Below are 21,280 nucleotides of genomic sequence, written 5' to 3'. Positions count from 1 at the left end.
CCTCTGTCAGTGGATCCCCCCGACCCGGCTGGAACTGGACGGCCTCTCGACCCCGTTGTGTCGATGCTCGCGGCGCAGGCGCGTGAAAGTCCGTGCGCTGCGCCCGGATTCAGGAGACTGACGACACTCGATGACGTTTTTCATACTGCCCCGATGACCATGCCGGGTCTGGCCGTATGACCGATGGCCACTGCGGTGTCGCATACGGGCTGCGATCATGACGCGATGTTTTTCCTCTGGAGCCGTCCATGTCGCTGATTTCCCACACCGCCCGCCCACTGCTCGGTCTCACCGTTGTCGCGGTCCTGGCTGGCTGCGCAGCCACCGCCAGCAAGCCGACCGCCGTCGAAGCCAACATCACCACCAAGGCGGTGGGCTATCTGGACACGAGCGCGGTTCCGGCCAGCCTGGACCTGGTGCCGGCACCACCGGCGGCCGGTTCGGCCGCCCTCGCCCTGGACGAACAGGTCAGCCGTGAAGCCCGCGCGCTGCGTGGCAGCCCGCGCTTCGCCCAGGCCGGCGTCGATGCGGAACTCGGCTTCCCCGAAGGCGCCAACCACTTCTCCTGCGCCGCCGACATCGACGTCGATGCAGTGAAGACCCCGGCGCTGTACCGACTGCTGGAGCGCAGCCGGATCGACGCCAGCGCCGCCACCAAGGCGGCCAAGAACCACTACCAGCGCCCGCGCCCGTTCATGGTCAACGGTGAGCCGACCTGCTCGCCGAAGGACGAGGACGGCCTGCGCAAGAACGGTTCCTATCCGTCCGGCCACACCTCGATCGGCTGGGCCTGGGCCCTGATCCTGTCGGAGATCGCGCCGGACCGCGCCGATGCCATCCAGGCCCGCGGCCGCAACTACGGCGAGAGCCGCCTGGTGTGCAACGTGCACTGGCAGAGCGACATCCTCGAAGGCCGCTTCATGGGCGCGGCCGCCGTGGCCCGCCTGCATGACAACGCTGCCTTCAACAAGGACCTGCTGGCCGCACGCAAGGAGATCGAGGCGGCGCGCAAGGCCGGTCGGCACTCCAGCCGCGACTGCGCCACCGAGAATGCGGTGCTGAAGGTGCGCCCGCAGAGCGCGCTGTAGGCCACGCCTCTGTAGAGCCGAGCCATGCTCGGCTCAGAGCAGCCGAGCGCAGGCTCGGCTCTACACGAAGCAGGAAACCAGAAGGGCCGGCATTGCGCCGGCCCTTCTGCATTGCATCAACGCAGCCACCGCATCAGAACTTCGCGGTGAACTCCACGCCCCAGGTACGCGGCTCGTTGAGGAAGCCGGTCAGGTTGTTGAAGTCGATCGCGCCGACCACGCGGGTCTGGTTGGTCAGGTTGCGACCGAACACCGCCACGTCGTACTGGCCGTAATCCCAGTTGTAGCCCAGGCGCAGGCCGCCTTCCAGCGAACTACGGCCGCGGAATTCCGGCGACTCGTAGATGAAGAAGTTCACCGCACTGCGGTAGGCCCAGTCGGTGTAGGCGTACAGCTCGCTGCCATCGCTGAGCGGGAAGCCCACGCGCAGGGTCGCGTTGTGGATCCACTTCGGCGCCTGCGGCAGCGGGTTGCCGTTCACCAGCGCATAGGTCTGGCCGTTGATCACCGTGGTCGGGTCGGTGATGGTGCAGCCACCGCCGCAGATCGCCACCGCCAGGTTCTTGTCCTTGATCTCGGTGTCGTTGTAGCTGCTGCCGAAGGTCAGCAGGACGTTGTCGGCCAGGTAGGCCTCCAGGTCCAGCTCGACGCCCTGGCCGATGGTCTTGTCGGCGTTGAGCAGGGTGGCGGTGTTGTTGCTGCCGCCCACCGCGATCAGCTGCTGGCCATCGACGTTGTAGCGGAACACGCTCAGGCCCAGGCGCGCGCGGCGCTCGAACAGGTCGGCCTTGATGCCGGCCTCGTACGAGATCACCTTCTCCGAATCGGCCTGCGACAGGCCTGGCGCGAAGGCCAGGCGGCCCTGGATCGACGGCGCGCGGAAGCCCTTGGCCACGCGGGCATAGGCGTTGATGTCGTCGGTCAGCTTGTAGACGCCGCTGAGGTCCCAGCTGACGTCGTTGACGTCGGTGTTGGCCAGGTACGGGCCACTGACCGGGGTGCCGAACGGAACGGCCTGCAGCACGCTGGCGCTGAAGTCCTTCTTGTCCTGGGTGTAGCGCACGCCGGCACGCAGCTTGAAGCGGTCGGTGACATCGAAGTCACCCGAGGCGAACACCGCCCAGGCCTTGTTGCGCTGGTTCTGCACCACGTGGCCGGTCTGCGGATTGCCCGGGGCCAGCGAGTCGTAGTTGAAGTTGTTGATGGTCACGTCTTCATCGAAGTAGAAGACGCCGGCCTGCCAGTCGAAGCGGCCCCACTCGTTGGACTCGATGCGGACTTCCTGCGTCCACTGGCGGTGATGCGGCAGGCCGTCAGCCGACTCCGACGAGAACGGAATCAGGCCGGGGCCGTAGTTGCCGGCGCCAAGGAACGCCGCGCCGTAGCCACCGTCGATGTCACCGCGGTTGAGCGATTCGGCGGTTTCGTAGCCGGTGATCGAGTGCAGCGTCACCGAGCCGAGGTTCCACTGCAGGCGCGCGCTGCCACCCCAGGTCTTCAGGTCGGAGAAGTTGACGCCGTCGTTGGCCACCTTGTCGCGGTCGAAGTTCTCGACCAGCGAGTTGCCACCCTTCTCGATGATGTTGGCGCGGAACAGGCGGGCGGTGCCATTGAGCTTGCGCTTGTGCAGGTTGAACAGCGCTTCGAAGTCATCGCCTTCGTACAGGAACTGCACGCGGCCGGCGGCTTCGTCATAGCCTTCGAAGCCACTGTTGGGAGCGCCGACGCGGGTGTTGTCGACCCAGTCATCGCGGCGCTGGTAGATCGCCGAGACGCGTGCCGACCAGCGATCGGTCAGCGGGCCGCCGTAGGCGCCCTGTACGTTCCAGCTGTTGTAGCTGCCGTAGCCGACGCGGATGTAGCCATCGGCATCCTGCGACGGACGCGCCGAATCGAACTTGACCACGCCGGCCGGGGTGTTGCGGCCGAACAGCGTGCCCTGCGGACCACGCAGCACTTCCACGTTGGCCAGGTCGAACAGCGGGAAGCCCTTCAGCAGCGGGCTTTCCTGCACCACGTCGTCGTACACCAGCGACACCGGCTGCGACGCATTGAGGTCGAAGTCGGTGTTGCCCAGGCCGCGGATGTAGAAGCGCGGGAAGGCACGGCCGTAGGACGACTCGATGTTGAGGCTGGGCACGCGTGCGGCCAGGAAACGGATGTCATCGCCGGCCGAACCGAGCACATCCAGCTTCTCGCCCTGGATCGCGGAGAGCGCGACCGGCACGTCCTTGGCGTTCTCGACACGGCGCTGCGCGGTCACCTGCAGGGCGTCGAGGGCAACCGGATCCTTGGCAGCGGGGGTTTCCTGGGCGGCTGCTACCAGCGGCAGCAGGGCGGAAAGAGCGGCAACGAGGGGGCGCGCGACCGGAAATCGGCCACGGGAAGTGCGGGTCGGGGACATGGCGGTAGGCTGTGTTTGGAGGGGTGGTAAAACGGCGCTACCAGATAATTGTTGCAATACAGCACCTACGCCGCAAATGCCCGCCGTTCATGGCCCCGTCGCCGGCACCCCCGGGCGCTCGCTAGACTCGGGGTTTCCACGCGACGGACCCGCCGCCATGACCCAGTGGTACTTCCATGCCTCCGCCCAGGCCGAGCGCATCGGCCCGCTTGATGACGGGGCCGCACGCCGCTACGCGCAGGCCAATCCACGCGCCCTGGCATGGTGCCAGGGCATGAGCGGGTGGACGCCGATCGCCGAGGTGGCCGAGCTGCAGGCTCCGGCCCCGGGCATGCCCAACACACCGCCGCCGGTCCCGGTCGCCGCCGGCGCCAGCGGCCGCGCCGACGACATCGAGTTCCGCATCGTCGGCCATGAAATGCAGTTCGTGGAGCTCGAGCTCGACCCCGGCGAGAGCGCCATTGCCGAGGCCGGCGCCTTGATGTTCAAGGACGCCACGGTACAGATGGACACGGTGTTTGGCGCTGCCAACGGTGACCAGGGCGGCTTCATGGGCAAGGTGATGGCCGCCGGCCGCCGTGTGCTGACCGGCGAGAGCCTGTTCGCCACCGTCTACACCCAGAGCGGGCATGGCAAGGGCAAGGTCGCCTTCGCCGCGCCCTACCCCGGCACGGTGCTGGCGATGAAACTGGACCAGCACGGCGGCCGCCTGATCTGCCAGAAGGACAGCTTCCTGGCCGGCGCGCGCGGCGTGCAGATCGGCGTGCAGTTCCAGCGCAGGATCATGACCGGCCTGTTCGGCGGCGAGGGCTTCATCATGCAGAAGCTGGAAGGCGACGGCTGGGTGTTCATCCACGCCGGTGGCTGCGTGATCGAGCGCGAGCTGGCCGCCGGCGAGCGCCTGGACGTGGATACCGGCTGCGTGGTGGCCTACCACTCCAGCGTGGACATGGACGTGCGCCGGGTGGCCGGCATCAAGAGCATGCTGTTCGGCGGCGAAGGCGTGTTCCTGGCCACGCTGACCGGCCCCGGCAAGGTCTGGCTGCAGTCGCTGCCGTTCTCGCGCCTGGCCGGCCGCATGTGGATGGCCGCACCGCAGGGCGGCGGCCAGAGCCGCGGCGAAGGCTCGGTGCTGGGCGGCCTGGGCCGGATGCTGGATGGTGACAACCGGTTCTGACCCACTCATTTGGTAGGTGCCAACCTTGGTTGGCACATTCCTTCAGCGCGCGACCAGGCATTTGTGCGGACCAAGGTCCGCACCCACCAGAAGCGATTCACGTTTTTTTTGCTGAATAGGGAGTTCCCCCCACCCTGCCCGCCCCGCCACGGCTTCGGTATGCTGGCGCCCTTTCCTGAATCCAGCGCCGCGAGCGCACTGCCGATGAGCCTGTTCCGCCCCCGCATGCTGCTGTCCGTCGCCCTGATCGGCCTGCTGGCCGGCTGCGGTGGCGACCCGGTCCGCCCCACGCCGCCGCCGGCGCCGACCGTGGTGCCGCAGGCCAAGCCGATCAGGATCGGCATCGCCCTCGGTGGCGGCGCGGCCAAGGGCTTCGCGCACATCGGCGTGATCAAGATGCTGGAAGCCAACGGCTTCGAGCCGGCCGTGGTCTCCGGCACCAGCGCCGGCAGCGTGGTCGGTGCGCTGTATGCCAGCGGCATGGACGCCTTCCAGATGCAGAGCAAGGCAGTCGCGCTGGACGAAGCCAGCATCCGCGACGTGCGCCTGTTCTCCGGTGGCCTGGTGCAGGGCCAGAAGCTGCAGGACTACGTCAACGAGCAGGTCGCCAACCGTCCCGCCGAGCGCCTGAAGAAACCGTTCGCCGCCGTTGCCACCCAGCTGGAAACGGGCGAGCGCGCGATCTTCGTGCGCGGCAACGTCGGCCAGGCGGTGCGCGCGTCGAGCAGCATCCCCGGTGTGTTCGAGCCGGTGAAGATCGGCGGCCGCAATTACATCGACGGCGGCGTGGTCAGCCCGGTGCCGGTGGATGCCGCGCGCCAGCTCGGCGCCGACTTCGTGATCGCCGTGGACATCTCCAGCAAGGCCAGCGGCAAGGCACCGACGGACATGCTGGGCATCGTCAACCAGTCCATCTCGATCATGGGCCAGCGCCTGGGCGAGCAGGAGCTGGCGCGCGCCGACATCGTCATCCGTCCGAAGGTACTGGACATCGGCGCCGCCGATTTCAGCCAGCGCGGCACCGCGATCCTGGAAGGCGAGAAGGCCGCAATGGCGGCCATGCCGCAGATCCGCGCGAAGATCCAGCAGTTGCAGCGCGCGCGCGCCGCCGCGGCGGCACCCGCGCCGGTGGCCGCACCAAAGTGCGAGGAAGCCTCGCGCCTGGGCAAGCTGATGGGCCGCAAGGACAAGTGCTGATCCATTGATGCCAGGCCACCGGGCACGCCTGGTGGCTGCTCAGGGCTCCAGCTGCGACAACGGCAACGCCTGGAAACCCTTCACCGTGCGCAGCACGAAGCTGGAATTGGCATCGGCCACGCCGCCGGCGTTGAGCAGCCGGTCCAGCAGGAAGTGCGAGAAGTGCTCCAGGTCGCGCACGTAGACGTGCAGCAGGTAGTCCATGTCGCCGGTCAGCGCATGGCAGGCCACCACTTCATCCCAGCCCTGCACGCTGTCCACGAAGTGGCCAATGGCGGCCTGGTCATGCTTTTCCAGCTGCACGCGCACGAAGGCCTGCAGGCCCAGGCGCAGCTGGCGCGGTTCCAGCCGCGCGCCATAGCCGACGATCACGCCCTCGCTTTCCAGCCGCTGCAGGCGGCGCAGGCAGGCCGAGGGCGAGAGGTTCACCCGTGTCGCCAGCTCGGCGTTGGTGGCGCGCCCATCCCGCTGGATTTCAGCCAGTAGACGTATATCCGTGCGATCGAACTGGACTTCTCCGGCCATTGTTGCCCCGCAACATGGTGAGTACGCAAGGATATTGCGCCAACAAGGCCAATCGACGCAACTTTTGCAACCCTGTTGCGCGCGCCCTGCCCTAGCATCGTGGGTATCCCGTCAAGGAGTGCCCCATGGACCTCGCCCAGCCCCGCCGCGTCGAACACCAGCAGACCGACAAGGGCTACGTGCCGGTGTATACCACCGCGCTCGTCGAGCAGCCGTGGGACACCTACAGCGCCGACGACCACGCCACCTGGAGCACGCTGTACCAGCGCCAGCGCGAACTGCTGGTCGGCCGCGCCTGCCAGGAGTTCCTGGACGCGCAGGACGAGATGGGCATGAGCGCACACATGATTCCGCGCTTCGACCAGCTCAACGAAGTACTGGGCGCCGCCACCGGCTGGACCCTGGTCGGCGTTGAAGGCCTGCTGCCGGAACTGGATTTCTTCGACCACCTGGCCAACCGCCGTTTCCCGGTGACCTGGTGGATCCGTCGCCCGGACCAGATCGACTACATCGCCGAACCGGACCTGTTCCACGATCTGTTTGGCCACGTGCCGCTGCTGATGAACCCGGTGTTCGCCGACTACATGGAGGCGTACGGCCGTGGCGGCGTCAAGGCCCACGCGATCGGCCCGGATGCACTGCAGAACCTGACCCGCCTGTACTGGTACACGGTGGAGTTTGGCCTGATCGATACGCCCGACGGCCTGCGCATCTACGGCGCCGGCATCGTGTCATCGAAGGGCGAGTCGCTGTACTCGCTGGAATCGACCGCGCCCAACCGCATCGGCTTCGACCTGCAGCGGATCATGCGCACCAAATACCGCATCGACACCTTCCAGAAGACCTACTTCGTCATCGACAGCTTCGAACAGCTGATGCAGGCGACGTCGCCGGACTTCACCCCGATCTACGCGGCACTGGCCGACCAGGCGCATCTGCCGGCGGGCGAGGTGCAGGGCGATGACCGCGTGTTCCAGAAGGGCACGGGTGAAGGCTGGGCCGACGGCGGCGACGTGTAAGCGCGTAACGCACACCGCTCCGCAGTGGAAACGGCGCACCCTGGTGCGCCGTTTTCGTTGTTGCCTGCACCGTTCTGTCGCGACGGCGCAGGCGAGGGCAGGACACTCAGCCGTCCACGGCCCGGCAGGAACCGCGCACCATCAGTTGCGGATGCACGCTGGCCGCAGCCGGCGCCTCCGGTACGTCGGTCTGCACCAGCATCGCGGCAGCCATGCGGCCGATGTCGGAGACGTGGCGGCGTACCGACGTCAGCGGCGGCCACAGGCGCGACGCCAGCGGGCTGTCGTCGTAGCTGACGATCGACAACTGCTGCGGCACCGCGATGCCCGCACGCAATGCCACCTGGTAGACGCCCGCGGCGATTTCGTCGTTGCCGGTGAAGATCGCACTGGGGCGTTGTCCGCCCATCAGCAGGCGTTCGGCGGCATGCACGCCGGACTCGAAGGTGTCGCCCGCTTCCAGCACGCGCTCGCCCGGCAGGGTCACGCCGACCTGGGCCAGCCGATCAAGGAAGCCGTGGGTCCGCTCGCGGGCAGCGCGCCGGTCACCGGGACCGGCAATCACCGCGATGTCGCGGTGGCCGAGCGAGAGCAGGTAGCCCGCAGCCGCCGCCGCACCATCGCGATCGTGGGTGACCACCGCCTGCACGTCTTCTTCCGACGCATGCGCGTTGATGCGGATGTGGCGGCAGTCGATCGCGTCGAGCATCTGCGCCAGCGCCATCGATTCGGAGGCGCGCGGGCCGAGGATCACGCCATGCAGTTTCTGCTGCTGCACGAAACGGCGCACGCCGTCCGCACAGTCCGGATCCTGGCTGTTGCACGGGTGCACCACCAGCTCATAGCCGGTGCCGCGCAGCGCTTCCAGCGCGCCGTGCTGCAGGTCGACAATGCATTGGGCGCCGGGGTCGTCATACACCAGGCCGATCAGGAAGGAGCGGCGGAACGCGAGTCCGCGCGCCAGCGGGTCGGGCACGTAACCGACCTCGCGCATCAACGCCTCGACCTTGTCGCGGGTGTCTTTGCGCACCAGCGGCGAGTTGTTGATGATTCTTGAAACCGTTTTCTTGGAAACTCCCGACAGTCGTGCGATGTCGTTGATCGTGGCAGCCTTGCCTTTCGATGCCGGCAACGCGGCATCGCTCATATTTCGCACTGACATGTATAGAACCAGGTAAGTCGGAGAATTCTAGCCTTGCACCCGTCGGATGCGAAGTTGCGGAACGTCGCAGCGGATCTGAATCGCGTCGTGTTCGACACGTTTTGCTGCGCGAGGTTCCATTGTGATTGCTCTAGTGCCTCTGCATCTGAACCGTTCTTCTGCGCGTGTTCACCCTGAATGCGGACGCGACGCGCGCGAACGCCAACATTCCCTTAACCATGCTCCGCTACAGTCAGGTGCATGGACCTGCAGACCTCTCCGTTTCCGCCGTTCCGTGGCCGCGACCGGTTGATCGCTGCGGTCGACGCGGCGGTGACCGCCGGTGATGCCGGGCGCATCACCGCCGACCTGCAGCTGGCGCTGCAGGAAGCCATAACCGACAGCCGCATCGAATTGCCCGAATGCGTGCATCGGCCGGTCAGTGATCATTACGCGCGACGTCCGCTGTACCACAGCCGCGAACACGGCTACAGCGTGATCGCCATGAGCTGGGGCCCAGGGCAGGGCACGCCGCTGCACGACCACGATGCCATGTGGTGTGTGGAGGGAGTGTGGTTGGGCGAACTGGAGATCACCCGTTACGAGCTGCTGGAGCGCGCCGGCGAGCGCTGGCGTTTCCACCGCCACGCCACGCTGCGCGGAGGCTGCGGCAGTGCCGGCAGCCTGATCCCGCCGCACGAGTACCACACCCTGCGCAACGCCAGCGACGACGCATTGGCGATTTCTGTGCACGTGTACGAGTCGCAGATGGAGCGCTCGGCGGTGTTCGACCCGCTCGGTGGCGACTGGTACCAGCGCCGCATCCAGGCGCTGCAGGCCGACCCGGCCTGACCGGGGCAGGGCGGGGCGACGCTGCCAGCACCTTCGTGAGCCACGTGGCATCATGCGCCGCTGCGCTGCCGTACCCGGCGGCGATCCGCGATGCCCCGTCGGGCAAGGAGCAAGACCATGTCCAGCGCTGATCCGCGCCTGCGCGCGCTGTTGAAGCTGGCACCGGTGATCCCGGTGTACACCCCCGAAGATGTGAATGAAGCGGTCGACGTCGCCCAGGCACTGTTCCGCGGCGGCCTGCCGGTAATCGAGGTGACGCTGCGCACGCCGCAGGCGCTGGATGCGATCAAGGCGATGGTCGAGGCCGTGCCGGACGCGGTGATCGGTGCCGGCACCGTACTCGACGCCGCGCAGATGCAGGCAGCGAAGCAGGCCGGCGCGCGATTCGCGGTGTCCCCCGGTGCCACGCCGGCGCTGTATGCGGCCGCGCGTGATGCCGACCTGCCATACCTGCCCGGTGCCGCCACCGCCTCGGACCTGATCCTGGGCCTGGAGCATGGCCAGGACACCTTCAAGTTCTTCCCGGCGGTGCAGGCCGGCGGCGCTGCACTGCTGGCGGCCTGGCACGGTCCGTTCGCCGATGTGCGCTTCTGCCCGACCGGCGGCATCAGTGCGCAGACCGCGCCGCAGTTCCTGCATCTGCCCAACGTGCTGTGCGTCGGCGGTTCGTGGCTGACCACCCCGGCACTGCTGCAGACCCGCGACTGGGAGGCGATCGAACGCCTGGCCCGCGAGGCGTCCGTGCTGGCCAGCTGAACCTGCTCCGCGAATCTTCAAAGGTTTGATCGTGATCAAAGCGCCGGCCTCGTGCCGGCGTCATTCTGTGGGCAAGCGCACTACGGAGATCCGAACATGAATTCGACCATGAAGGCCGCTGTCGTGCGTGAGTTCGGCAAGCCACTGGTGATCGAGGAAGTCTCGGTACCACGCCCGGGGGCGGGCGAGGTACTGGTCAGGATCGAGGCCTGTGGCGTCTGCCACACCGACCTGCACGCCGCCGAGGGCGACTGGCCGGTGAAACCGAACCCGCCGTTCATCCCCGGCCACGAGGGCGTGGGGCACGTCGTGGCCGTGGGAGGCGGGGTAGGGCACGTCAAGGAAGGCGACAGGGTCGGCATCCCCTGGTTGTACTCGGCGTGTGGCCATTGCGAACACTGCCTGGGTGGCTGGGAAACGCTGTGCGAGACACAGCGCAATACCGGTTACTCGGTCAACGGCGGCTTCGCCGAGTACGCACTGGCCGATGCCAACTATGTCGGCCTGCTTCCGAAGGACGTGGGCTTCGTCGAGATCGCACCGGTGCTGTGCGCCGGCGTGACCGTCTACAAGGGCCTGAAGGTCACCGACACCAAGCCCGGCGACTGGGTGGCGATTTCCGGCATCGGTGGCCTGGGCCACATGGCGGTGCAGTACGCCCGTGCGATGGGCCTGAACGTGGCTGCGGTGGACGTGGACGACAACAAGCTGGCATTGGCCCGGCAGCTCGGCGCGCAGATCACCGTGAACGCGCGTACCACCGATCCGGCCGCCTTCCTCAGGAAGGAGATCGGCGGCGCGCACGGCGCCCTGGTCACGGCGGTCTCACCGAAGGCGTTCGAGCAGGCGCTGGGCATGGTCCGCCGTGGCGGCACCGTCTCGCTCAACGGCCTGCCGCCCGGCAATTTCCCGCTGGACATCTTCGGCATGGTGCTCAACGGCATCACCGTGCGCGGCTCGATCGTCGGCACCCGGCTGGACCTGCAGGAGTCGCTGCAGTTCGCCGCCGAAGGCAAGGTCGCGGCCACGGTCAGCACCGACCGCCTGGAGAACATCAACGACGTGTTCGCGCGCATGCACGCGGGCACCATTGAGGGCCGCGTGGTACTCGACTTCGCTGCCTGACCGCCCGTGCATGGCCGCCGTCGCTCCGTCCCCCTCTCCCACGGACGCGGCGGCCATGCCGATTCATCGGTAGTGCCGGCCGCTGGCCGGCAACGCGGGCACTCTGTGGCCGCCGTACAATGCGCGCATGCCCGGCCTGCTCAAGACCCTGTTCCTGTCCATCGTCGCCCTGATCGGCGGCGTCCTGTCGCTTGCGCTGGTCAGCAGCGTCGCCAGCTGGCTGCCCCCGTTGCTGGGCCTGTCGCCGGACAACAACAGCGTGCAGCTGGGCTGGGACCTCACCTTCAGCGTTCTTGGTGGCATCGCGGGCGTTTCCTTTGCCACCTATTACGCCCCCTGCTGGCCGCGTTCGCATGGCTTCTCGATCTGGTCGCTGATCGCGCTGGGCTGTGGCTACGCGATGTGGACGGCCGGTGCGGATTTCCCGTTCTGGTTCGTCATTTCGCTGCTGGCATCGCTGCCGCTGCAACTGCTGGCCGGTTGGTGGTTCGGCCGCCGCGCCTCGCGCGACGCAGGGTAACGCCGCCTTTGTAGAGCCGAGCCCATGCTCGGCTTTCATGCACATCGACACAGGCAGCCGAGCTTGGGCTCGGCTCTACAGGTCCATGCGCGGCAGCGTCTGCTCCAACTGCGCGATGCCCTGCCATGGGTCACTCTTCAGGCGTTGCGCCCTCGCCAGCGCCTTGCCCATGGGAAAGGCGTCGGCAGCACTGATACGCGCCAGTTCCTCCCAGCGCAGCGGCACTGCCACACCGGCGGAATCGCGCGCGCGCAGCGACCACGAGCACACGCTGGTGGCCCCTCGGGTGTTGCGCAACCAGTCGATGAAGATGACGCCACTGCGCTTGGCCTTGCTCATCGTCGCCACATAGCGATCAGGTTGCTCCTTTGCCATTGCCTGCGCAAAGGCCTCGCAGAACGCCTTCGCCTCGTCCCAGCCAGCCTTGGGCTGCAGCGGTACCACCACATGCAGCCCCTTGCCGCCAGACAGCCGCACGAAGCTCTCCAGGCCCACCTGCTGCAGGCGGTCACGCACATCGCGTGCACCCGATTTCACCTGTGCCCAGCTGACGCCGTTGCCAGGATCGAGATCGAATACCAGTCGATCCGGATGCTCGGTGTCTGCTACGGTCGCACCCCACGGATGCAGCTCCAGCGTGTTCATCTGCACCAGCTGCAGCAGGCCCCGTGCGTCGTCGATATAGACGTAGTCCTCGCGGCCGCTCTTCTGCTGCAGGGGCACCGCGTGCACCGCGTCGCCCAGGCCGGGGCCATGATGCTTCTGGAAGAAACAGGCCTTGCCCACCCCATCGGGGCAGCGCAGCAATGACAGCGGCCGTCCGGCAATTTCGGGCAGGATCCAGCGCGCCATGCGCCGGTAATAGTCGGCCACGTCGCCTTTGCCCAGTCCCTGACCGGGAAACACCACCCGCTCCGGATGCGTGATCTGGACCTCACCCCCGGCTTCAGCAACTGCTGTTGCGTTGCTCATTCCCAGGTCCTCCTTCTGCTTGTCGCTGCGCAGCCGCTTGAAACTGGCCTGGCGCAGCAGGCCTTCCTTGCCCCAGCCACGGAACGCCACTTCCGCCACCGTCACCGGCTTCACCCAGCGCACGCTGGCGGCGCGGAACGGCACATGCGCCGGAAGCTGCAGCACGGGCGTCTTTACTGCCAGTGGCTGCAATGCCTTGAGCAGCGCGCGCAGGTTCTCGTCGTCGAAGCCGGTACCGACGCGGCCCACATAGCGCAGACCCTCCTTGTCCGGCGTTGCCAGCAACAATGATCCGAAACCCACCCGCGAGCCCCTGGGGGCCGTGTAGCCGACAATCACGAACTCGTCGGTGTCTTCGTGCTTCACCTTCACCCAGCTGCGTGCGCGGGTGTTCACGTACGGCGCGTCCACCTGCTTGCTGACGATGCCTTCGAATCCCGCCTGGCCACTGGCATCGAACACCTGCGGGCCCTGGTCGATCACATGTTCGCTGAAGGCCAGGATGCCGGGCACCGGTCCGATGAGATCCTTCAGCAGCGCTTTGCGTTCCAGCAATGGCGCACGACTGATGTCCGCGTTGGCCACACCCGGAAGATCGAACACGATGTAGCGCAGCGGTTGCTTCGAGCTTCCATCGATCACGCGCTGCAACGCTGCGAAATCGCTGCGCCCTTCCTTGTCCAGCACCACCAGCTCACCGTCCAGGCGCGCATCGCGCACCGGCAGCGCCTGCACGGCCTGCACGACCTCGGGGAAGTCATCGGTCCAATCCAGGCCATTGCGGGAGCGGAGCTTCACCTCGCCGTCGTGCAGATCGGCCAGCAGGCGATAGCCGTCCCACTTGATCTCGTGCAGCCAACGCGCGCCGTCCGGCGCGCTGTCGCGATGATCGGTCAATTGCGGTTTGAACCCATGCGGGTAGGGCGTGTCACGTGCGCCGTCCAGTTTCAGCGCGCGCGCATGCCAGCGTGCATCGGCCTTGCGGGTAGCCGTGCGTGCGGCGGGCACAGCACGCCCTGCCTTCCCCCCAGTGCGCTTCATCACGGTGGATGCGCGCTTGGGCACGTGCGCGTCCAGCAGATCGTCTGCTTCGGCATCGCGCGCCTGCTCGTCGTCGCGCTTGATCAGCAGCCACGGCACCTGGCGTCCCTTCATTGCCGTGCGCACCAGCTTCCAGCCACCGGCCAGGCGTTGTCCATGCAGTACGAAGTCGATCTTTCCAGCTGCCAGCGCCTGCAGTGGATCGCCTTCGCAGGCCCAGGTGCCCTGATCGAACACCTCCACGTGCCCCGCGCCGTAGTGGCCTTCGGGAATGTCGCCCTCGAAGCCAGCGTAGGACAACGGGTGATCTTCCACTTCCACGGCCAGCCGCTTCTCGCCGACGCGAAGCGAAGGACCTTTCGGCACCGCCCAGCTCTTCAGCACGCCGTCCATCTCAAGGCGGAAGTCATAGTGGCGCGAACTGGCATGATGCAGCTGGATGACGAAGGTTGGCCGCCGCTGCGGATCACCGCGTGCGGGTGTGTCGTCAGGCTCCGGCGTCTGCCCTGTGCCTCCGCCAAGCCGGCGCTTGCGCCGGTACTGGTGCAGCGACATGGTTCAACCTGCCTTGCGCCGTGGTGCGGCCTTCTTCGCAGCCTTCTTCGTTGTCTTCTTTGCGGCCTTCTTCACCGTCGACTTTGCGGCTGCCTTGCGCGTTGCGGCCTTCTTCGCCGGCGTGCGCTTGTTCGCATCCAGGCTCTTCTGCAGCAACGCCATGAAGTCGACAACGTTCGTTGTCGCATCCTCGTGTGGTGCGGGCTCATCTTCCACCCGCGTGGTGCCGCCCTTGGACTTGATGCGCTTGTTCAGCACCTGCTGCAGGCGCTCGCGGAATTCATCGTGGTAGTGCGATGGGTCCCAATCGCCGGACATCGACTCGATCAACTGCTCGGCCATCGCCGTTTCCTTGCTGGTGATGCGGTAGTCGGACAGCTTGCCGGCAGGCAGCTTGTAGTCCTCGGGATCCACCAGTTCCTGCGGATAGCGCAGGATCATCAGCACCAGCGCGTCCGCATGCGGCATCACCGCACACAGGTACTCGCGCGTGCGCACCACCACCCGGGCAATGCCTACCTTGCCGGTACTGCGCAGCGTTTCGCGCAGGAGCACGTAGCCCTTTTCGGCCTTCTTGCCGGGCACCAGCAGGTACGGCTTCTCGTAGTAGCGCGGGTCGATCTGCGCTGCGTCCACGAAGGATTCCACCTCCACCGCTTCGTGGCTTTCCGGCGCCGCCGATCGGATGTCGCCTTCCTCCAGCACGACATAACTGCCCTTGTCGTACTCATAGGCTTTGACGATGTCCTTCCAGGGCACTTCCTCGCCGGTGTCGGCGTTGACCCTTTCGAAACGGATCGGCTTGCGATCGCGCGAGTCGAGCATGCGGAACTGCAGGTCAACCTTGCGTTCGCCGGACATCAGCGACACCGGCACATTGAGCAGTCCGAAGGACAGCGTACCGGTCCAGATCGGGCGGGCCATGGACGCACCTTTGATGGGGCAGGGCACCCAGCTTCGGATGGGCGGTGTAAACCACCCGTGTCGATACCGTGCACGTGGGTTCCACGCAGGTGCGGTAGTGCCGGCCGCCGGCCGGCAGAGCTCGCGGCCTCAAGTGTCCTGGGGTTGCCGGCCAGCGGCCGGCACTACTGCAGCAACGGCCTCACCGCCGCCGGCGGAATATGGTCCAGCGCGCGCCAGGCGTCCTCCACCACCGGCCGCGCCTGCGACCAGCCCAGCCGCGACTGCCCGCGCATCTGTTCCCAGTGCTCGGCCAATTCCTCGCAGGTATCGGCAGCGTCGCCGCGCGGCCAGTCGGCAGCATGGGTTGTCAACGCGAAGGCATAGACCGGGCACAGGTCACGCCAGTTGCGATGACTTTGCCCGCGACGTTCCTCGTAGTCACTGAGCATGTACTGCAGATAGTCCTGGGCCACCGCCTGCGGATCCTCATGGCGGCGCGTGCGGCGCTGCGCGGTACGTTGGCCGAGCGGATCGAGCAGGGCGTTGAACACGGACGGTGCGGGTCGTTCAAGACGGGGCATGGCCGGCTCCTGCAGCGGGGGCGGGTGGGCAGGAATACGCGCGGTGCCGTTACCAGCGGGTGAGCGAGACGTTCATGACGCCAGGTTCGCGGCGGCTTTACCTGCGTCGCGGTGTAGTGGGGACCCCGAGCGCAGGTAGCCAGACCATGAGCCGAGAGACCTCCCGCGACCCGCTGCGCGCAAACCACCCGCCCATTCCGGGCGAGCAGCGCGGCAAACGCGATGCCGACAACGCCGACTACCGTGGCACCGGCGCACCGTTCTTCGATGCCGAGCACGGGAGCGACCATCTGCCGGTGAAGCACGAGGCTGAACAGGCGGCGCAGGACCGCAAGGATGGCGGTGACCGCCATCGCGGTGGCCAGGAAAGCCCGCTCAAGCGCCGCGAACGCAAGCAGCGCGCCAGCGACAACCAGGACGAAGCGCTGGAGGAGACCTTCCCGGCCAGCGACCCGACATCGCCGTTCGTGCCAGCCAAGGCCCCCGACTGACGGGTAGTGCCGGCCGCTGGCCGGCAACCTCCTGACGTCCTGCACGGCGCGATGCCGGCCAGCGGCCGGCACTACCCCTTCAACGCCACGACCATTGCAGGCCGACGTTGGCCCGCCGTCCCGGTCCCGGTTCGTAGAAGCGCCCGTTGCCATCGTTGACGATCACCGAGCCTATGTAGGCCTGGTCCAGCACGTTCTCCATCCGGGCGAAGGCGCGCAGCTCGCCACCCGGCAGGGCCCAGCGACGGCCGGCTTCCAGATGCAGCAGGGCGAAGCCGGGCGCGCGTTCGGTCGCCACGTCGTTGACTACGGTATCACTGCTGGCGGAGGCCTCCAGCGCCCACTGCCACTGGCCGGGCGACCATTGCAGCCGGGCAAAGGCCTGCTGGCGCGGTACCCCGGGCAGGCGGCTGCCGGCGGCAACCAGGGTGTTGGAGGTGAGGTACGGCGAACGCGCCTGCGCCTGCAGCCAGGTCCACGCCAGCTGCAGCTCCAGCTGCTCGGCCAGCGGCTGGCGATACTGCAATTCCACACCCTGGCGGCGGGTGCGGCCGATGTTGCGATAGGTGCTACGACCGCCGATATTGCTGGCAACTGCCAGCTCATCGTCGGTATCTGCACGGAACAGGCTGACATCGAGCTGGGTTCCATCCTGTGCGTGCCACTTGCTGCCTAGCTCCAGGCTGCGGCTGCGGGCGGCCGCCAGATCCAGCGCCAGACCCGCCTGACCATCGGCGCGATACCCCAGCTCGTTGAAGGTGGGGGTCTCGAATCCACGCCCCACGGCGGCATGCAGGCGCCACTGCGGGCTGGCCTCGAAGCTGACGCCTGCCACCGGCGTGGTCGCCTGGTAGCGCCGGTGGCCACTGTCATCCGGGTTGCGGGTGGTGATGTAGCGATCATCCGAGTCGAAACGCACCGCGCTGTGGCGCACCCCGGCCAGCAGCGACCAGCGCGGACTCCATTGCCACCAGGCCTGGGCGAACTGGTCCACGTTCTGCACGGTATCGATCTGGTCACGGCGCAGGCGCCCGCGCACCCCGAGGGCGCTGCCCAGGAAGTTCTCGTAGCCGGTGCGGTGCTGGCGCTGGCGGTCGGCGCTGAGCCCGGCCACCAGGTCCAGCGGCCGGCCGGCGAGGTCGCCGTGCCAGCCCCAGCGCGCGTCCAGCCCGCCATACCCGCCCTGCAGATCGATCACGCCGCCGGCATGCAGCGGGCTGTTGGTCTGGGGTGCCGGCGGAATCGGCAGGTATTGGGTCACCGTGCGTTGGCCGGCATAGCCCATCAATTGCCAGCGCTGTGCCCCGGTCTCCCAGGTCCAGCGCAGGCCAGCCTGCTGCTGGCGCACCGATTTGCGGGTGTTGTACTGGTGCGCGACTGCCGTGGCCTGGCGCGGATCAGCCGCCACCTGGGCACGGCTCAGGCCCAGCGGATCCTGCGCATCGGGGGCATCCAGCGCATTGAGCAGCAGCTCCAGCCGCCCACCGCCCAGATCACCACCAATGCGTGCGTTGAGCGATTCGCGGCGCGCACGGCTGTGGTCCCGCCAGCCATCGGTGCGGAAGTGGTTGGCCGCGATGTTGTAGTCCAGCGCTGGGCCGGCACCCTTGAGCTGTGCGCCGACACTGAGCGTGTTGTCGGCGCCGGCATTCACGCGCAACCGCCACGGGTCACCGGCCTGGCCCTGCGCGCTCCAGACCTGCAGCACGCCACCGGAGGAATTGCCGTACAGCGCCGAGAACGGCCCGCGCAGCACCTCGATGCGCTCGGCGCCCAACAGGCTGGCATGCGACAGCTGGCCCTGGCCGTCAGGCATGGTGGCCGGCACGCCGTCGATCAGCACCCGCACCCCGCGCACGCCGAAGGTCGAGCGTGCGCCGAAGCCACGAATCGACAGCTGCGTGTCCTGGGCGAAGTTCTGCCGGTCACGTGCCAGCAGTCCGGGGACCCCGGCCAAGGCCTCAGACAGCTGCGCACCGGTGCCCGCGCGGCTGGCGTCGATCCAGACCGTGTCCTGGCTAGCCGGCAGCGCGAACGGATCGATGCCCGGCACCCGGGCGGCCTGTACCTGCACCGCAGGCAGGGCGGTGGGCGCAGGCTCGGCCACCGCCGTCCAAGGCGACAGCAGCAGGGCGGACAGCGGCAGGCAACGGCGTCGTGCGGCGGGATTCATGATTCAGGTTGATGGATCGGGCGGCAACGCACGCCATGGTACGGGGCCGCGGATGACGATGGCGGCGGCCAGCCCCGGCAGGCTTTGTTACGATGGGCTGTTTCCGGCCGAAAAGCCGCGGACCGCGTAGCGCACTTCCTCCCCCTTTCCGTCTACCGAACGAGTACCGCCGTGTCCTTCTTTGCAAACGTGGAACTGGTCCCAGGCGACCCGATCCTGGGCCTGACCGAGGCGTACAACGCCGACAGCCGCCCGACCAAGGTCAACCTGGGTGTGGGCATCTACTACGACGAGAGCGGCCGCATTCCGCTGCTGCGCGCCGTCAAGCAGATCGAGCAGCAGCTCGCCGCTGAAGCCAAACCGCGCGGCTACCTGCCGATCGATGGCCTGCCGGCGTACACGCAGGCGACGCGTGAGCTGGTGTTCGGCAAGGATTCGCCGCTGCTGGCCGCCGGCCGCGTGACCACCGCGCAGACCGTTGGTGGCAGCGGTGCGCTGCGCGTCGGCGCCGACGTGCTGAAGAAGCTGCTGCCGCACGCCACCGTTGCGCTGAGCAACCCGAGCTGGGAAAACCACCGTGCGGTGTTCAGCGCCGCCGGTTTCGAGGTGCTGGATTACACCTACTTCGACCCGGGCACCCATGGCGTCGATTTCGACGGCATGCTGGCCGACCTGGGCAAGCTGGAAGCCGGCACCGTGGTGCTGCTGCACGCCTGCTGCCACAACCCCACCGGCGCTGACCTCACGGTCACCCAGTGGAAGCAGGTCGCGCAGCTGCTGAAGGACAAGCAGCTGTTCCCCTTCATCGACATGGCCTACCAGGGCTTCGACAAGGGCATCGAGCAGGACGGCGCAGCGGTGCGCATCATCGCCGAAGCCGGCATCGACAGCTTCATCGTCGCCAACTCGTACTCCAAGTCGTTCTCGCTGTATGGCGAGCGCGTGGGTGCGCTGTCGATGGTGGCGCCGACCGCCGCTGACGCCAAGGCCGTGCAATCGCAGGTCAAGCGCGTGATCCGCACCATCTACTCCAGCCCATCCACCCACGGCGCTGCACTGGTGGCCGGCGTGCTGACCAACCCGGAACTGCGTGCGATGTGGGAGCAGGAGCTGACCGAGATGCGCGAGCGCATCCACGCCCTGCGCCACGGCCTGGTCGAGAAGCTGGCCGCTGCCGGTGCACCGCAGTTCGGTTTCATCAACGAGCAGGCCGGCATGTTCTCCTACTCCGGCCTGAGCCGTGAGCAGGTCGAGCGCCTGCGCGACGAGTTCGGCATCTACGCCGTCGGCACCGGCCGTATCTGCGTGGCCGCGCTGAACCAGAACAACCTGGAATACGTCGCCAAGGCCGTGGCCACCGTCGCCAAGGGCTGAAGCAACGCTCCAGTAGCTTGAGGACAAAGGCGCCGAAAGGCGCCTTTGTTTTTTGCGCCCTGGTCTCTGTAGAGCCGAGCCTACGCTCGGCTTGTGCGGCATGAAGGACGAAGAGCAGCCGAGCGCGGGCTCGGCTCTACAGAAGGAAGGCGCCACGAGCGCAACGCATCTGGAAACGATTACGCCTTCCCGCGCTCACGCACGCCCCCGCCAGACGGGCGACAATAGGCGTTTTCCCGCTGCCGAGACCTGCCCGCTCATGTCCCGTACTTCGTTGACCCGCTTCCTGATCCAGGAACAGCACGCCGGCCGCATCAATGCCGACCTGCGCCAGCTGATCGCGGTCGTCGCCCGCGCCTGCACCAGCATCTCCATCGCCGTCAGCAAGGGCGCCCTCGGTGGCGTGCTCGGCGACGCCGGTACCGGCAACGTGCAGGGTGAAGCGCAGAAGAAGCTCGACGTCATCAGCAACGAGATCCTGCTCGAAGCCAACGCCTGGGGTGGCCACCTCGCCGCCTGCGCCTCGGAGGAAATGGACCACAGCCAGCCGGTGCCGGACATCTATCCCCGCGGTGATTTCCTGCTGCTGTTCGATCCCCTCGATGGCAGCTCCAACATCGACGTCAACGTCTCCGTCGGCACCATCTTCTCCGTGCTGCGCTGCCCGACCAATGTCGAGCTGCCGGGCGACGACGCCTTCCTGCAGCCGGGCAGCAAGCAGATCGCCGCCGGCTACTGCATCTACGGGCCCAGCACCCAGCTGGTGCTGACCGTCGGCCATGGCACCCACGCCTTCACCCTGGACCGCGAGAAGGGCGAGTTCGTGCTGACCACCGAGAACATGCAGATCCCGGCGGCCACCCAGGAATTCGCGATCAACATGTCCAACCAGCGCCACTGGGAAGCGCCGATGCAGGCCTACGTCGGCGACCTGCTGGCGGGCAAGGAAGGCGTACGCGGCAAGAACTTCAACATGCGCTGGATCGCCAGCATGGTGGCCGACGTGCATCGCATCCTGACCCGCGGCGGCATCTTCATCTACCCGTGGGACAAGAAGGACCCGTCCAAGGCCGGCAAGCTGCGCCTGATGTACGAAGCCAACCCGATGGGCCTGCTGGTCGAGCAGGCCGGCGGTGCCGCCTGGACCGGCCGCGAGCGCATCCTCGACATCCAGCCCGACCAGCTGCACCAGCGCGTGCCGGTGTTCCTCGGTTCGCGCGAGGAAGTGGCCGAGGCCGTGCGCTACCACCACGCACACGACGACGCACAGGGCTGACAACCGATCGCCTGACAGCGGTCATGGCAGATCGATGACATGACCGTGGGGTGACACCGAGGGCGGCAAACGGCACCATCAAGCCGTTGCCGCCGAAGGAACGCACG

The 21,280-nt window shown here is 67.3% G+C and carries 18 protein-coding genes; 11 read left to right on the top strand and 7 right to left on the bottom strand.

The genetic code is table 11. The annotated features are described in order from the left end of the window. The first annotated feature begins 248 nt into the window (after window positions 1-248). The gene (locus AC5P7F_RS12010) at window positions 249-1,088 is read left to right on the top strand and encodes an acid phosphatase (RefSeq protein ID WP_049408886.1); all 840 of its coding nucleotides are present in this window, start codon (window positions 249-251) and stop codon (window positions 1,086-1,088) included. Window positions 1,089-1,221: 133 nt separating this feature from the next. Here the strand turns inward: AC5P7F_RS12010 and AC5P7F_RS12005 are convergent, their stop codons facing one another. Next, the gene (locus AC5P7F_RS12005; RefSeq protein WP_049408885.1) at window positions 1,222-3,492 is read right to left on the bottom strand and encodes a TonB-dependent receptor; all 2,271 of its coding nucleotides are present in this window, start codon (window positions 3,490-3,492) and stop codon (window positions 1,222-1,224) included. A 157-nt stretch (window positions 3,493-3,649) separates the two neighbouring features. Between AC5P7F_RS12005 and AC5P7F_RS12000 the strand changes: the two genes are divergently transcribed. Together AC5P7F_RS12000 and AC5P7F_RS11995 are read left to right on the top strand one after the other, a co-directional pair. Continuing rightward, window positions 3,650-4,669: a TIGR00266 family protein gene (locus tag AC5P7F_RS12000; RefSeq protein ID WP_164077262.1), complete on the top strand. Its 1,020-nt coding sequence runs from the start codon at window positions 3,650-3,652 to the stop codon at window positions 4,667-4,669. 204 nt (window positions 4,670-4,873) lie between these two features. Continuing rightward, window positions 4,874-5,866, top strand: a complete 993-nt coding sequence (locus AC5P7F_RS11995; RefSeq protein ID WP_032958418.1) for a patatin-like phospholipase family protein — start codon at window positions 4,874-4,876, stop codon at window positions 5,864-5,866. 39 nt (window positions 5,867-5,905) lie between these two features. On the opposite strand, the gene AC5P7F_RS11990 is transcribed toward AC5P7F_RS11995, so the two are convergent. Next, window positions 5,906-6,391, bottom strand: coding sequence for an Lrp/AsnC family transcriptional regulator (locus tag AC5P7F_RS11990; RefSeq protein ID WP_049446786.1), 486 nt, complete (start codon window positions 6,389-6,391; stop codon window positions 5,906-5,908). A 125-nt stretch (window positions 6,392-6,516) separates the two neighbouring features. Between AC5P7F_RS11990 and phhA the strand changes: the two genes are divergently transcribed. Continuing rightward, entirely contained in the window at window positions 6,517-7,410 is an 894-nt protein-coding gene (phhA, locus tag AC5P7F_RS11985; protein WP_164077263.1) for a phenylalanine 4-monooxygenase, read from the top strand. A gap of 106 nt (window positions 7,411-7,516) precedes the next feature. Here the strand turns inward: phhA and AC5P7F_RS11980 are convergent, their stop codons facing one another. Continuing rightward, window positions 7,517-8,572: a LacI family DNA-binding transcriptional regulator gene (locus tag AC5P7F_RS11980; protein ID WP_041862907.1), complete on the bottom strand. Its 1,056-nt coding sequence runs from the start codon at window positions 8,570-8,572 to the stop codon at window positions 7,517-7,519. A 240-nt stretch (window positions 8,573-8,812) separates the two neighbouring features. On the opposite strand from AC5P7F_RS11980, the gene AC5P7F_RS11975 reads away from it, so the two are divergent. The 4 genes from AC5P7F_RS11975 (at window position 8,813) to AC5P7F_RS11960 (ending at window position 11,804) form a co-directional block, all read left to right on the top strand. Continuing rightward, on the top strand, window positions 8,813-9,403 hold the full coding sequence (locus AC5P7F_RS11975) for a cysteine dioxygenase family protein (RefSeq protein ID WP_014645425.1): 591 nt from the start codon (window positions 8,813-8,815) through the stop codon (window positions 9,401-9,403). A 117-nt stretch (window positions 9,404-9,520) separates the two neighbouring features. Then, a complete protein-coding gene (gene eda / locus AC5P7F_RS11970; protein ID WP_014645424.1) occupies window positions 9,521-10,159 on the top strand; it encodes a bifunctional 4-hydroxy-2-oxoglutarate aldolase/2-dehydro-3-deoxy-phosphogluconate aldolase in 639 nt (212 codons plus the stop codon). Between the two features lie 96 nt (window positions 10,160-10,255). Continuing rightward, entirely contained in the window at window positions 10,256-11,284 is a 1,029-nt protein-coding gene (adhP, locus tag AC5P7F_RS11965; protein WP_014645423.1) for an alcohol dehydrogenase AdhP, read from the top strand. A 127-nt stretch (window positions 11,285-11,411) separates the two neighbouring features. Continuing rightward, a complete protein-coding gene (locus AC5P7F_RS11960; protein ID WP_014645422.1) occupies window positions 11,412-11,804 on the top strand; it encodes a hypothetical protein in 393 nt (130 codons plus the stop codon). Between the two features lie 75 nt (window positions 11,805-11,879). Here the strand turns inward: AC5P7F_RS11960 and ligD are convergent, their stop codons facing one another. From ligD to AC5P7F_RS11945, 3 genes are all read right to left on the bottom strand, one after another. Then, complete coding sequence (gene ligD, locus AC5P7F_RS11955) at window positions 11,880-14,372, bottom strand: DNA ligase D (protein WP_164077264.1); 2,493 nt, start codon at window positions 14,370-14,372, stop codon at window positions 11,880-11,882. A gap of 3 nt (window positions 14,373-14,375) precedes the next feature. After that, window positions 14,376-15,296 (bottom strand): non-homologous end joining protein Ku, encoded by a 921-nt coding sequence (gene ku / locus AC5P7F_RS11950; protein ID WP_032958403.1) that lies wholly within the window; start codon window positions 15,294-15,296, stop codon window positions 14,376-14,378. 164 nt (window positions 15,297-15,460) lie between these two features. Then, window positions 15,461-15,859 carry a hypothetical protein gene (locus AC5P7F_RS11945; protein WP_164077265.1) on the bottom strand — a complete coding sequence of 133 codons (399 nt, stop codon included), beginning with the start codon at window positions 15,857-15,859 and terminating at the stop codon, window positions 15,461-15,463. A gap of 146 nt (window positions 15,860-16,005) precedes the next feature. Between AC5P7F_RS11945 and AC5P7F_RS11940 the strand changes: the two genes are divergently transcribed. Next, the gene (locus AC5P7F_RS11940) at window positions 16,006-16,350 is read left to right on the top strand and encodes a hypothetical protein (RefSeq protein WP_014645419.1); all 345 of its coding nucleotides are present in this window, start codon (window positions 16,006-16,008) and stop codon (window positions 16,348-16,350) included. A gap of 79 nt (window positions 16,351-16,429) precedes the next feature. Here AC5P7F_RS11940 and AC5P7F_RS11935 read toward each other — a convergent pair whose 3' ends face one another. Beyond that, window positions 16,430-18,523, bottom strand: coding sequence for a TonB-dependent receptor domain-containing protein (locus AC5P7F_RS11935; RefSeq protein WP_164077266.1), 2,094 nt, complete (start codon window positions 18,521-18,523; stop codon window positions 16,430-16,432). Window positions 18,524-18,694: 171 nt separating this feature from the next. Between AC5P7F_RS11935 and AC5P7F_RS11930 the strand changes: the two genes are divergently transcribed. Both AC5P7F_RS11930 and AC5P7F_RS11925 read left to right on the top strand, forming a co-directional pair. Continuing rightward, complete coding sequence (locus tag AC5P7F_RS11930) at window positions 18,695-19,897, top strand: amino acid aminotransferase (protein ID WP_014645417.1); 1,203 nt, start codon at window positions 18,695-18,697, stop codon at window positions 19,895-19,897. A 259-nt stretch (window positions 19,898-20,156) separates the two neighbouring features. Continuing rightward, window positions 20,157-21,173, top strand: coding sequence for a class 1 fructose-bisphosphatase (locus AC5P7F_RS11925; RefSeq protein ID WP_032957939.1), 1,017 nt, complete (start codon window positions 20,157-20,159; stop codon window positions 21,171-21,173). Window positions 21,174-21,280: the final 107 nt, after the last annotated feature.

The organism is Stenotrophomonas sp. YJH_SMC_105-26 (assembly GCF_059368915.1).
This window is presented reverse-complemented; position numbering and strand designations above follow the sequence as displayed.

Coding starts and splice junctions, on each gene's coding strand:
- AC5P7F_RS12010 (WP_049408886.1), top strand. CDS start 249: ATGTCGCTGATTTCCCACACCGCCCGCCCACTGCTCGGTCTCACCGTT.
- AC5P7F_RS12005 (WP_049408885.1), bottom strand. CDS start 3,492: ATGTCCCCGACCCGCACTTCCCGTGGCCGATTTCCGGTCGCGCGCCCC.
- AC5P7F_RS12000 (WP_164077262.1), top strand. CDS start 3,650: ATGACCCAGTGGTACTTCCATGCCTCCGCCCAGGCCGAGCGCATCGGC.
- AC5P7F_RS11995 (WP_032958418.1), top strand. CDS start 4,874: ATGAGCCTGTTCCGCCCCCGCATGCTGCTGTCCGTCGCCCTGATCGGC.
- AC5P7F_RS11990 (WP_049446786.1), bottom strand. CDS start 6,391: ATGGCCGGAGAAGTCCAGTTCGATCGCACGGATATACGTCTACTGGCT.
- phhA (WP_164077263.1), top strand. CDS start 6,517: ATGGACCTCGCCCAGCCCCGCCGCGTCGAACACCAGCAGACCGACAAG.
- AC5P7F_RS11980 (WP_041862907.1), bottom strand. CDS start 8,572: ATGTCAGTGCGAAATATGAGCGATGCCGCGTTGCCGGCATCGAAAGGC.
- AC5P7F_RS11975 (WP_014645425.1), top strand. CDS start 8,813: ATGGACCTGCAGACCTCTCCGTTTCCGCCGTTCCGTGGCCGCGACCGG.
- eda (WP_014645424.1), top strand. CDS start 9,521: ATGTCCAGCGCTGATCCGCGCCTGCGCGCGCTGTTGAAGCTGGCACCG.
- adhP (WP_014645423.1), top strand. CDS start 10,256: ATGAATTCGACCATGAAGGCCGCTGTCGTGCGTGAGTTCGGCAAGCCA.
- AC5P7F_RS11960 (WP_014645422.1), top strand. CDS start 11,412: ATGCCCGGCCTGCTCAAGACCCTGTTCCTGTCCATCGTCGCCCTGATC.
- ligD (WP_164077264.1), bottom strand. CDS start 14,372: ATGTCGCTGCACCAGTACCGGCGCAAGCGCCGGCTTGGCGGAGGCACA.
- ku (WP_032958403.1), bottom strand. CDS start 15,296: ATGGCCCGCCCGATCTGGACCGGTACGCTGTCCTTCGGACTGCTCAAT.
- AC5P7F_RS11945 (WP_164077265.1), bottom strand. CDS start 15,859: ATGCCCCGTCTTGAACGACCCGCACCGTCCGTGTTCAACGCCCTGCTC.
- AC5P7F_RS11940 (WP_014645419.1), top strand. CDS start 16,006: ATGAGCCGAGAGACCTCCCGCGACCCGCTGCGCGCAAACCACCCGCCC.
- AC5P7F_RS11935 (WP_164077266.1), bottom strand. CDS start 18,523: ATGAATCCCGCCGCACGACGCCGTTGCCTGCCGCTGTCCGCCCTGCTG.
- AC5P7F_RS11925 (WP_032957939.1), top strand. CDS start 20,157: ATGTCCCGTACTTCGTTGACCCGCTTCCTGATCCAGGAACAGCACGCC.